The following is a 12347-nucleotide window of genomic DNA, read 5'->3' as shown; positions in this document are numbered from 1 at the left end:
CTTTTTTTAGTTCTCGATACCTTTACTGCGCAGGTAATCTTCGTAGTTACCGGTGAAGTCCACCACGCGTTCTGGCGTAATTTCGATCACGCGGGTCGCCAGCGAACTGACGAATTCACGGTCGTGAGAGACGAAGATCAGAGTACCCTGGTACATCTCCAGCGCCATGTTCAGCGATTCAATCGATTCCATATCCAGGTGGTTAGTCGGTTCGTCCATCACCAGGATATTTGGTTTTTCCATCATCAGCTTGCCGAACAGCATACGGCCCTTCTCACCACCGGAGAGCACTTTAGCTGGCTTTTTGATGTCGTCCTGGCTGAACAGCAGACGCCCCAGAATACTGCGTACCGCCTGCTCGTCGTCGCCTTCCTGCTTCCACTGGCTCATCCAGTCAAAGACGGTCAGGTCGTTTTCGAACTCGTATTCGTGATCCTGTGCATAGTAACCAATCTGGGCGTTTTCAGACCATTTAACCGTACCGTTATCCGGCTGCAGTTCGCCGACCAGGGTTTTGAGCATGGTGGATTTACCCACACCGTTAGCACCCAGAATGGCAATTTTCTCACCCACTTCCAGCAGTAAATTGAAGTTTTTGAACAGCGGACCTTCATCGAAACCTTTAGTAAGGGCTTCCACTTCCAGCGCGTTACGGAACAGTTTCTTATCCTGCTCGAAACGAATGAACGGGTTCTGACGGCTGGACGCTTTGACTTCTTCCAGCTTGATTTTATCGATCTGGCGCGCACGCGAGGTCGCCTGACGGGATTTAGAGGCGTTAGCGCTAAAGCGGCTGACGAAGGACTGCAGGTCAGCAATTTGCGCTTTCTTCTTGGCGTTATCGGCCAGCAGACGTTCACGCGCCTGGGTTGCAGCCGTCATGTACTCATCGTAGTTGCCTGGATAAACGCGCAGCTCACCGTAATCCAGATCCGCCATGTGCGTACACACCATATTCAGGAAGTGACGGTCGTGCGAAATGATGATCATGGTGCTGTCGCGATCGTTCAGCGTCTGCTCCAGCCAGCGAATGGTATCGATGTCCAGGTTGTTCGTCGGTTCATCGAGCAACAGGATGTCCGGGTTGGAGAACAGCGCCTGAGCCAGCAGCACACGCAGTTTCCAGCCAGGCGCGACTTCGCTCATCGGGCCGTAGTGTTGTTCTACCGGAATGCCAACGCCCAACAGCAGTTCACCTGCACGCGCTTCCGCAGAATAACCGTCCATCTCACCGTATTGCGTTTCCAGTTCGGCCACTTTATAGCCGTCTTCTTCACTCATCTCGGCCAGCGCGTAAATACGGTCGCGCTCTTGTTTTACTTCCCACAGCTCCGCGTGTCCCATGATCACCGTGTCGAGCACGGTGAATTCTTCGAAGGCGAACTGATCCTGACGCAGCTTACCGATACGCTCGTTGGGATCGAGCGATACGTTGCCGAGCGTCGGCTCCAGGTCACCGCCGAGGATCTTCATAAAGGTGGATTTACCGCTACCGTTGGCACCAATCAGGCCGTAACGGTTGCCGCCGCCAAATTTGACGGAAATGTTTTCGAACAGCGGCTTACTGCCAAACTGCATAGTGACGTTGCTGGTAACTAACACGGAGAGATTCCTGCGAAAAGTGTGATAAACACGGCATTATGCCACAATTCCGAATTGAGATCCCGCGTTGCCGCAATCCACTAAACTTTAACAAAATCGAAAAAAGTGTGATTTCGTACACATCTGAATTCCCTGTTAGCGGGAATGCACATATAATGCGCTCCCATCACAGATTCAGACTTATCAACTCATCGCCAGAATGGCTTAGATACCTCGCACAACATGAACATGAAATTAACAACGCTTTTTGCGGCGGCGTTAGCCGTAGTAGGTTTTTGTAAGACCGCGTCTGCGGTGACGTATCCCCTGCCAACAGACGGTAGCCGTCTGGTAGGCCAGAACCAGGTGGTGACGGTACCAGAAGGTAACTCTCAGCCACTGGAGTATTTCGCTGCACAGTACCAGCTGGGCCTGTCTAACATGCTGGAAGCGAACCCGGGCGTTGACCCTTATCTGCCGAAAGCGGGTACCGTGCTGAATATTCCACAGCAGCTGATCCTGCCGGATACCGTTCACGAAGGTATCGTCATTAACAGCGCGGAAATGCGTCTGTATTACTACCCGAAAGGCACCAACACCGTTATTGTGCTGCCAATCGGTATCGGCCAGTTGGGCAAAGACACGCCAATGAACTGGACGACCAAAGTTGAGCGTAAGAAAGCAGGCCCAACCTGGACGCCGACGGCCAAAATGCACGCAGAATACATCGCTGCGGGCGAACCGCTGCCAGCCGTTGTACCGGCAGGCCCGGATAACCCGATGGGTCTGTACGCGCTGTACATTGGCCGTCTATATGCGATCCACGGTACCAACGCTAACTTCGGTATTGGCCTGCGCGTCAGCCACGGTTGTGTGCGCCTGCGTAACGAAGACATCAAATTCTTGTTCGAAAACGTACCTGTCGGCACGCGCGTGCAGTTCATCAACGAACCGGTGAAAGCCACGTCTGAGCCTGATGGCAGCCGTTATATTGAAGTGCACAACCCGCTGTCCACCAGCGAAGATCAGATCAACAACAACGAAATCGTACCGGTTACGCTGAACAGCGCAGTGCAGTCAGTAACCTCTCAACCGGACGTAGAGACAACGATTGTTGACCAGGCCGTGCAGAACCGCTCCGGTATGCCGGTGCGTTTGAACTAATCAACCTGCTCCACATAAGTCTCTTAAAAAGACCCCGAATTATCGGGGTCTTTTTGCTTTCCGAAACCGAACACTCTCATTCTGTCTGAATAGCAATTTTGCCATAAGTCCCATTCTTGCCATTTTCTGCTAACCCGGCGGGGTTACATCCGCCCCTCTAAGTGTTATGATGCGCGTACTTGTAAAATCAGTTTAATCTGTATTTATCAGGTTTTTTTTATTTCTGGAGCCCGCTCAGTTTGATGATCAGTATTAATTTAACAACAACAAAATCGCGCCTTTATCTCTGTTCGCAAACAGTGTGGTCACTGGCGAACCAGAGTAAAAAGGTCGATCAAATTGTTGTGTGGGTCTCCAGTACACCTTATCTCAGTGACGAAGGCATCACTGAAGAGCCTGAATGGGCGCAGAAAATTCGCCAGACGGGCACCAATCTGGTCTTTAAATGGGTTAAAAATACCGGACCATATCGGAAATTGTTTCCGGCGCTACAAGCAGCAACGGAAGACGATATTCTGATTTATGCTGACGATGACGCTATCTACAACGAAATTTGGGCGGAAACATTGCTGGATGATTTTTACCGCCACAATCAGGAATTTGTGGTGGCTGCGCGTGTGCGAGAAACGGTAAAAAAGAAGAAAGATCTTCTTGATACCTATCGTAATTTCCCGCTTATCACGGTCCCAAAAGTCGTTGAACAGAACTATATCATCACAGGTCTCGGTGGCGTTGTACTCAAGAAGAGAATGATCCCGGAATATTTCCATTATAACGAGGACTTCATTAAGGTTTGTCCTCGAGCGGATGATATTTGGATCAGTAAACTGATTCAGCTAACCAAAACACCTGTCTATGTTTCTGCGCAAAGCATTCGTTTTGTTCATGAGATAATCCATGACTACGGATTATCACGTGACAATACCAGCAAAATAAAACGTTCCTGGCTTCAAAAAGTCCGTTTTACATTTAAGCCAGGTCAAATCCAGCATCTGTGCCAGAACGATCTTTATATACAAGACACCGACAGCTATTTCGAATCGTGCGCCTGACAGAGTAGCTAGCCGTTATTGACGATCACAATCCCGCCGTGATCGTAACGATAGTGACAGTGGGCATACTCCAGTGGTGTGCCATCTTCCAGATAAATAACCTGCTCCACTTCCAGTACGGGATCGGTCTGCTCGCAGACAAGATGTTGTCTGTCCAGCGTATTGGGTTTTAACGCCCGTACAATCCGGTACGACCCCATAATTTTCAGCCCCAGCGTCTCCTGGACGTACTGAAATACCGAGCCCTCAAGATGGCTTTTCGTCAGTCCGGGGACCAGGTTCATTGGCATCACCGTTGAATCCAGCGACATGGGTTCACCGTTGAGCAAACGTAAACGAATAAAGTCATAGACAGGCGCATCGGCGTTAATCATCAGCGATGCCTGCTCTTTCTCGTTCGGGAAACGCAGCTCAAAGTGCACCACCTGGCTGGTCACCGTTCCCAAATGTTCCCACGTTTTAGTCGCCCCAAAGTAGTCACTGCCGGAGAGATCCCACTGTGAAAGCTGGAGGAAATTTTTGCGGATGAATGTCCCCTGCCCCTGGCGGGTATAAACCAGTCCTTCCACAATCAGCTGCCGCATTGCCTGCTGGATGGTCATCCGGCTGGAGTTGAACTCCGCCGCCAGCGCAAACTGATCCGGCAGCGGTTCATTGGCGGCATACTGCTGACTGATAATGCGTTTCTTAATTTCCCGCGCTATGGTGATGTACTTCGCCGCCATCGTCCTTCCTTTCTGCTAGTTTTCTATCCCGCTGTTTTTCAACGCCACTCTCTCGGCAATTTTGAGGAAAGGCAGGTAGAAGAATACACCAAAAACAATGATTGCCAACTGCACCACCACCGCTCGCCAGTCTCCTGCTGTCGCCAGCCAGGCACTCAGGATGGGTGGCGTTGTCCAGGGAATCATCACTACACAACGCGACATTAATCCCAGCGTGGTACAGAGCCAGGCAAAGTAGATGCCAATGGCAGGCAAAAGTACAAAGGGGATCATCAACGGCAGGTTAAACACTATCGGCAAGCCAAAAATGACCGGCTCGTTGATGTTAAACAGGCCTGGGGCCAGCGACAGGCGCGCCACCTGTTTCGCCGATTTTTGGCGCGAGAAGATAAAAATAGCTATCAACAGGGAAATGGTGCTGCCCGTGCCACCCACCATGCCAAACGTCGGCACGAAGATGTTATTGATGATGTGTGGGATTGGCTGACCGTTAGCAAAGGCCAGCATGTTCTCATTGGTGTTGATCAGCAGGAACGGCTCCAGCACCACGCTATTGACCACCGACTGATGAATACCGAGCGTAAACAGGAAATTACCAAAACTGTAGATAAAGATCGTGCCCGGCAGACTGGTGTTGATGAGTCGAAGTGGCTGCTGAATAAAGGTCGTGATCAGGTGGATCAAATCCGTATGCAGCACGCTTGCCAGCAGAGCCGCCAGTACCGCAAACAGAGAGAGCGTGAGAATAGTTGGGATCAGCGCAGTAAACGATCTACTCACCGCAGGTGGCACATTCTCTCCGAGCGAAATATGCAGTGCTTTCAGGCGCGAAATAGCAATAAACAACTCCGTTGAAAGCAAACCAATCAACACCCCGGCGAAAATCCCGGTGGAGCCGATATTGGCAAACGTCAGCACCTGGGTGACGTTCACCGTGGTATCGCTGCCGACGGGCGTGAGCTGTAAGCGCATCGGCATCATGATGATAAAACTGCTGACGGCGATAACCACTGCCGAGACCGGATTGTCGAAATCTTTGTTGCGCGCCAGCGACCAGGCAATCATTGGAGCCAATAGCAGCGCAGCGATATTCAGCGTGCCGTTGATTATCGCCTCCCCCCACAGCTTACATTGTGCCAGCGTGTCGCCTTCAAAGATCCACGGAAAGACCACGTTATTCACCAGCACCGCCAGACCCGCGAGGATGAAAATTGGCATTACCGTGGCGAAAGCATCGCGCAGGGAACGCAGGTGCACCTGGTTTGCCAGACGCGCCGAGAACTCTACAAATTTATCGACAAAGGACTGCATATGCGGTGTTATTTTTGTTTCAGACATAGCGGATATTTCCCATCAATCAGTCACAAAAACGGCCCGGCAGCGTACAACTTACATCTCGCGTCCGTTGGTATGAATAACCTGTTTTAACCACGCGTAACTTTTCTTCGGCACACGTTTCAGGTCTTTCAGGTCATGGTTTTCACGGTTGACGTAAACCACACCGTAGCGTTTACGCATGTCCCCCTGAGAGCTGAGAATGTCGATGAGGCCCCAGCCGAGATAGCCGATCACTTCCGCCCCGTCCTCGAACATCGCCTCCCTCATGGCCTCGATATGCGCCCGGTGATAGTCGATACGGTAGGTGTCATCAATCGGGTTCACGCCGTCCCAGGACTCAATCACCCCAATGCCGTTCTCGATCGGGAACACCGGCAGGCGCCAGTCGTTGGCGTAGCGGGTGATGATGGTGCGGAAGCCCAGCGGATCGATCTGCCAGTTCCACTCGGTGGCCTTCAGGTACGGGTTGTTTTTCTCGCCGTGCAGCAGGTAATAGTTCACCGGTGTGCCTTCGGGGATTGCATCACTGTCCAGGGTTTTACTGGCGTAGTAGCTGAACGCCATGAAGTCGTTTTTAGTGCGCGCCAGAAGCTGGAGATCGTCGGCACGGTAGATGTCACTAAAGCCTTCCTGCTCCACCACTGCCAACACCGCCGGGCTGTAGCCCTGACCGGCAAACACTCGCAGCAGGTTTTGGTTGAGGAATTCATCGTATTGTTGTGCACAGAATATATCGCGCGGTTTGCAGGTGGCCGGATAGATCAGCTGATGCGCCAGCATGCCGCCCATCAATTTCCCCGGTTTGGTCTGGTGCAGATACTCAGTCAACGCCATGTGCGCCACCATTGTATGGTGCTGTAGCTCGTACAGCTCGCGCAGGGTTTTCTCCCCTTTCATGTAGCCGGATATCCGGAAGGCTTCCGGCATATGGAAGATGTTCTGCTCGTTGAAGGTCAGCCAGTACTTCACGCGATCGCCGAAGCAGTCGATCATCTTTTTGCCATAGCGAATAAAGGCATCCATCACATAGCGATCGTTAAAACCGTTGTACTCCTGCGCCAGCGCCAGCGGCATATCGAAGTGGTAGAGACAAATCATCGGCTCAATACCACGGGCAATCAGATCGTCAATAAAGCGGTCATAAAAGGCGATACCTTCGTCATTAAAGTCACCATCACCCTGCGGGCAGACGCGGCTCCAGGCGATCTGAAAGCGATAGCAATTCATGCCCAGGTCCTGCATCAGGTCGAAATCTTCCCGATAACGGTGGTAAGAGTCCGTTGCGACTTTCCAGTCAGAGACGTTTTCTCCGGCCTCACGAATGTCATATACCGACATTCCCTTCCCGCCCTCGTTCCATGCGCCTTCCGTCTGCATGCTCGATACCGAGTTACCCCATAAAAAGTTGGCTGGCAGTAATTGATTCATCGTCCCCTCTCTTATGACTAGTCATTTAAAATTTCATGACTAGTCATATAGGCGAAGATGAAAAATCAATCAAAGAGGAGGATCGTTTTTTGTGAGCAATGCAGGAAAAAAAACCGGTGAGCAAACTGTCACCGGGATAAGAAAGGTTACTGTTGCATTAACTGATTGCGGCGATATTCTCCCTGCCGCTCCAGCATCCAGCCAGGATATTCGCGTGGCAACGCGCTTACGGCATCGAGCTGTTTTAGCTCTGGTTCGCTCAGGCTGATCCCGGTCGCGGCAATATTATCGTCCAGTTGCTCAACACGTTTGGCACCAATTATCACGCTGGTCACGGCTTTTTGATGCAGCAGCCACGCCAGCGCGATTTGCGCGACGGAGACGCCCTTGCTTTCGGCGATAGTGCGCATCACGTCCACGCAGTCGAAGGCGCGCTCTTTATTCACCGGCGGGAAGTCGAACTCCAGACGACGGCCACCTGCTTCGCTCTGCCCGTCGCGGCCATATTTTCCACTCAGCAGGCCGCCAGCCAGCGGGCTCCAGACCATCAGCCCGACCCCTTCGCTCTGCATCATCGGTACCAGCTCACGTTCAAGATCGCGTCCGGCAATGGTGTAATACGCCTGCAGTGACGCGAAACGCGCCAGCCCAAGACGTTCAGACATACCGAGCGCTTTGGTAATTTGCCACGCCGCCCAGTTCGAGACGCCGATATAACGTACATGGCCTTGCTGCACCAGATTATCCAGCGCATAGAGCGTCTCTTCGATGGGTGTTGCAGGGTCGAAACCGTGTAGCTGATAGAGATCGATATGATCGAGCTGGAGGCGGCGCAGGCTCTCTTTTACGCTGCTGATGATGTGATAGCGGGAACTGCCGCGTGAGTTCACCCCTGCAGTGCCCGTTTCACCGAACACTTTGGTGGCAACCACCACGTTCTCGCGCGGTACTTTCAGGTTTTTCAGCGCCTGACCGGTGATCTCCTCCGAGCGTCCTTCAGAGTAAACGTCCGCGGTGTCGATAAAGTTGATCCCGGCATCCAGCGCGCGGCCTACAAGCTGCTCGGCGTCGCGTTGCTGCAGTTGACCAATCTTGCCCCACATCCCCCCTTCTCCGCCGAAGGTCATGGTGCCGAGGCACAGTTCGGAAACAAACAGACCGGTATTGCCCAGTTTTTGATAACGCATACGACACACCTCTCAATGTTCATCCAATGGCGACCAGAGAGTTATACCTCTCTGGTTCTCATTGCGAATGTGTCGTTTCTGTCTATTTCTTGCCCATTTCTCTAAAGCAGTAAAAAGCCTGCCAGTGCCGCCCAAATCAACATTGGGATCGACCAGACATGGAAGCGCCACCAGATACGGCGATCGTTAGCCATACGCAGGGCAATCAGATTGGCCAGTGAACCGGGCAGGAGCCCAAATCCGCCGATGTTAACTGCCCAGGCCAGGAGCGTGTCAGGTGGCACATAGTTGAGCAGCAGGATGGTAGCAGGCACATTACTGATAAACTGAGACAGGCCAATCGCCGTCAGCCACAATCCAGGCTGGGAAAGCGTGCTGACACTGTGAAGAACATTTTGCAGTACCGGAAGCTGGATAAGGAGATGCACATCAATAAACATCGCCATGAAGACCAGCAGCAACGTCCAGTCCACGCTCACCAGAACGCGCCGTGCCAGGACGACAAACCCCGCGGCCACGAGCAGGACGCCCACCAGCTCAGATTTCAGCTCCAGCGCGAACAGAAAGACGATATACAGTCCCAGGCAGCTCCAGACCAGACGAGGCTGCCACTGCGGGCCCGTGGTTCCGCTGTGGTATTGCAGTTTTTTATCAGGAAACGCACACCAGCAAACCACTAGTAGCGACAGCATCATCGCCAGCGCCAGTGGGGCCATCTGCCAGGTAAAGGCGGCGAACGACAGACCGGAACGTCCCCAGAGAAGGATATTTTGTGGGTTACCAATGGGGGTCAAAAGAGAACCGGCATTCACGGCCAGCGCTTCAAAGATGATCAACCTGCTTACCGGGATCTCACAAAGCTTTCGCAGCGTGAGCGTGAGGGGCACGATGATAAACAGTGCTACGTCGTTGGTCAAAAAGGTCGACAGCACCGCGGCGGAGAAGACCATAAACAGTGACAACTTACGCTCGGTAGCAAAGCGGCGCACCATTTTGCGTCCCAGTACGTCAAAATAGCCGCTCAGCTCAACACCTTTGGTGAGCATCATTAAACCGCTCAGGGTAATGATGGTTCGCCAGTCAATCGCCGCAGGCCAGGCATGTGGCGCAAAAGGGACAAAGAGACTTAACCCTGCGCCAACAATTAATAAGAGATGAAAGAAACGGTCGCGTGCCAGGGCCTGTAATCCAGGAATGTTCATTCAGCGGAGGAACCATATTTAAGAGTAAATTCACGGAACTTAACCAGCGTCTCTTCGCTAACGTGGTGTTCCATTCCTTCCGCATCCCGGCGGGCGATCTCCGGGCTAACGCCCAGCACCAGTAAAAAGTTCTCAACGAGCTGGTGACGCTCGCGGCTCTCCTGCGCAAGCTTCTCCCCCTCCGGCGTCAGAAAAACACCGCGCCAGGGAATCATTTCAATGAGCCCCACAGAAGCCAGTCGCTTTAACATTTTAGCAACGGTAGGTTGCGAAACCCCCAGTCTGGCAGCCATATCAACCTGACGCGCTTCCCCGACCTCACGGATCAGATCGGAAATCAGCTCCACATAATCATCAATCAGTTCACGCCGGTGCGCTTCACGTACCTGGCGGAACCCTTCAACGTGCTCTTCAACATTCACCAGTTGCGTCGTTTTTCTCATCGTTGGCTTACCTGCGCGACGGTTCATTGTACTTCCTCAGTGGGGTGACGCTTCCAGCGCCCGGTATCGAGAGCGCACATTGTAAACCATCACTCTGTAAGCACAAAAAATTAACGAAATAGCCATAGCTATACAATATAGCCTGTGCTATATCTGTATGTAATGCAGTCACCCTTCACGGATCGAAGGGATCTAAAATCAGGAGGTCTTATGAACGAATTCAAGAGGTGTATGACCGTGTTTACTCACTCCCCCTTCAAAGTGCGCTTAATGCTGTTGAACATGCTGTGCGATATGTTTAACAACAAACCGCAACAGGACGACAAACCTTCTCACTAAGCGGCGTTGCGGTACGCCGCTTCATTTTTCCGTCACAATCCCTCTGTACAATGGCGTTTAGCCGCCTTATTCCCGATCTTTTTTACGGATTTGCAATCCCCTTCGCAAAACATCTGCTTAGCAACTGTTGATATTATTTACTACTCGCACTATCTTCTTGCAGCCCTGCACAATTTGCGGCTCGCTGAAGCGGACCCTCATTCCCTCTCCACGCACTGTCAGGCAGGTTATGACCCTTGACGCCAGGGTGAGCACATGGCGTTTTTATCCATGATAGTGACCTATGAATTTAACCCTGATAGATACCGTTGTTACCCGCAGCCGGGCCTTAAGCCCGTGGACGGGGTTTTACTTTTTGCAGTCATTGCTGATTAACTTTGCGCTTGGCTATCCCTTTAGTCTGCTCTATGCGGTCGCTTTCACCTGCATTTTGCATTTGCTGTGGCGAGCCGCACCGCGCGCGCAAAAAACGGTAATCGGGATCTGTTCCCTGGTCGCTGCGCTCTATTTCCCGTTTGGTCAGGCTTACGGCTCACCAAACTTTAACACCCTGCTGGCACTGCACTCGACCAACATGGAAGAGTCGACGGAGATCCTGACGATCTTCCCGTGGTACAGCTACGTGGTTGGGCTCTTTATTTTCGCGTTGGGCGTTATCGCCATCCGTCGTCAGTCGGGCGAAAAAAAATCCTGGGGTAAGATCGAAATACTCTGTCTGGTGTTCAGCATTGCCGTGGCGTTTGTTGCCCCCATCCAGAATATTCCCTGGGACGGTAAGCTAAGGCTCATCAATATCGGCTATCCGGTTTTCCGCTTCGTGAAAGACGTCGTTGTAAATAATAAAGAGGTTCTCGACGAGCAGGCCCGCATGGCTGAACTCTCCAATATGAAAGACACCTGGAACGTGTTGGCCGTTAAGCCGAAATATCACACCTATGTGGTGGTGATTGGCGAAAGTGCACGTCGGGATGCCATGGGGGCGTTTGGAGGACACTGGGATAACACGCCGTTTGCCAGTTCGGTTAATGGCACACTGTTTACCGATTATGTCGCGGCCAGCGGTTCAACGCAGAAATCGCTCGGCCTGACGCTCAACCGTGTGGTTGATGGCAAGCCACAATATCAGGATAACTTTGTCACCCTGGCAAACCGCGCGGGTTTTCAGACATGGTGGTTCTCCAATCAGGGGCAAATTGGTGAATACGATACGGCCATCGCCAGTATCGCTAAGCGTGCTGATGAAGTGCAGTTCCTGAAAAGCGGCGACTTTGAAGCCGACAAAAATACGAAAGACGAAGCGCTGCTGAAAATGACGTCGCAGGTCTTTGCCACCCCGCGTACTCAGCCTCAGTTGATTGTCCTGCACCTGATGGGATCGCATCCTCAGGCCTGCGATCGCACTGGAGGGAAGTACGCCGAGTTCGTGCAGTCCAAAGAGACCTCTTGTTATCTCTATACCATGACGCAAACCGACGACTTGCTCAGCAAGCTGTATGAGCAGTTACGCAATACGGGTGACAGCTTCTCGCTGGTCTATTTCTCAGATCACGGGCTGGCGTTTAAAGAACGTGGAAAAGAGGTGCAGTATCTGGCGCACGATGACAAGTTCCAGCAGAACTTCCAGGTACCCTTTATGGTGCTGTCGAGTGACGATAAAACGCATCGCGTCATTAAAGCCCGACGTTCGGCTAATGATTTTCTGCAGTTCTTCTCGCAGTGGACGGGGATCTCTGCTGAGCAGATAAAAACGGGGTACCCCTTTGTCTCAGGTAAGAAGGCCCCCCCAGTTTACGTTACCAACTTCAAGTTACAGAAAGTTGACTACAACCATCTGGGTACGGATATCTTCGATATTAAGAGTAAGTAAGCTGAGCGGTAATGCCCTCAT

The 12347-nt window shown here is 52.1% G+C and carries 11 protein-coding genes; 4 read left to right on the top strand and 7 right to left on the bottom strand.

Annotated features, from left to right (window positions below; all coding sequences use genetic code 11):
* Positions 1 to 6: 6 nt before the first annotated feature.
* Positions 7 to 1602, bottom strand: coding sequence for an ABC-F family ATPase (locus tag ACLHV9_RS07485; protein WP_028021392.1), 1596 nt, complete (start codon positions 1600 to 1602; stop codon positions 7 to 9).
* A 222-nt stretch (positions 1603 to 1824) separates the two neighbouring features.
* Between ACLHV9_RS07485 and ldtB the strand changes: the two genes are divergently transcribed.
* On the top strand, positions 1825 to 2745 hold the full coding sequence (gene ldtB, locus ACLHV9_RS07480) for a L,D-transpeptidase (protein WP_028019354.1): 921 nt from the start codon (positions 1825 to 1827) through the stop codon (positions 2743 to 2745).
* Positions 2746 to 2987: 242 nt separating this feature from the next.
* Positions 2988 to 3797 carry a glycosyltransferase gene (locus ACLHV9_RS07475; RefSeq protein ID WP_028019355.1) on the top strand — a complete coding sequence of 270 codons (810 nt, stop codon included), beginning with the start codon at positions 2988 to 2990 and terminating at the stop codon, positions 3795 to 3797.
* 8 nt (positions 3798 to 3805) lie between these two features.
* Here the strand turns inward: ACLHV9_RS07475 and ACLHV9_RS07470 are convergent, their stop codons facing one another.
* From ACLHV9_RS07470 to mntR, 6 genes are all read right to left on the bottom strand, one after another.
* Positions 3806 to 4522, bottom strand: coding sequence for a GntR family transcriptional regulator (locus ACLHV9_RS07470; protein WP_028019356.1), 717 nt, complete (start codon positions 4520 to 4522; stop codon positions 3806 to 3808).
* 15 nt (positions 4523 to 4537) lie between these two features.
* On the bottom strand, positions 4538 to 5860 hold the full coding sequence (locus tag ACLHV9_RS07465) for a PTS sugar transporter subunit IIC (protein ID WP_108090539.1): 1323 nt from the start codon (positions 5858 to 5860) through the stop codon (positions 4538 to 4540).
* Between the two features lie 51 nt (positions 5861 to 5911).
* Positions 5912 to 7288: a glycoside hydrolase family 1 protein gene (locus ACLHV9_RS07460; RefSeq protein WP_407220355.1), complete on the bottom strand. Its 1377-nt coding sequence runs from the start codon at positions 7286 to 7288 to the stop codon at positions 5912 to 5914.
* A 146-nt stretch (positions 7289 to 7434) separates the two neighbouring features.
* Positions 7435 to 8475 (bottom strand): aldo/keto reductase, encoded by a 1041-nt coding sequence (locus ACLHV9_RS07455; RefSeq protein WP_028019359.1) that lies wholly within the window; start codon positions 8473 to 8475, stop codon positions 7435 to 7437.
* A gap of 101 nt (positions 8476 to 8576) precedes the next feature.
* Positions 8577 to 9677 carry an anion transporter gene (locus ACLHV9_RS07450; RefSeq protein ID WP_407220354.1) on the bottom strand — a complete coding sequence of 367 codons (1101 nt, stop codon included), beginning with the start codon at positions 9675 to 9677 and terminating at the stop codon, positions 8577 to 8579.
* Positions 9674 to 10147, bottom strand: a complete 474-nt coding sequence (gene mntR / locus ACLHV9_RS07445) for a manganese-binding transcriptional regulator MntR (RefSeq protein ID WP_028019361.1) — start codon at positions 10145 to 10147, stop codon at positions 9674 to 9676. Before mntR ends, ACLHV9_RS07450 begins: the two co-directional genes overlap by 4 nt.
* 183 nt (positions 10148 to 10330) lie before the next feature.
* Between mntR and mntS the strand changes: the two genes are divergently transcribed.
* The gene (gene mntS, locus ACLHV9_RS07440) at positions 10331 to 10459 is read left to right on the top strand and encodes a manganase accumulation protein MntS (RefSeq protein WP_032667017.1); all 129 of its coding nucleotides are present in this window, start codon (positions 10331 to 10333) and stop codon (positions 10457 to 10459) included.
* A 283-nt stretch (positions 10460 to 10742) separates the two neighbouring features.
* Complete coding sequence (locus ACLHV9_RS07435) at positions 10743 to 12326, top strand: phosphoethanolamine transferase (protein WP_028019362.1); 1584 nt, start codon at positions 10743 to 10745, stop codon at positions 12324 to 12326.
* Positions 12327 to 12347 lie beyond the last annotated feature (21 nt).

The sequence above is a fragment of the Enterobacter sp. CPE_E890 genome (assembly GCF_046521475.1).
Taxonomy (GTDB): Bacteria; Pseudomonadota; Gammaproteobacteria; order Enterobacterales; family Enterobacteriaceae; genus Enterobacter; species Enterobacter adelaidei.
This window is presented reverse-complemented; position numbering and strand designations above follow the sequence as displayed.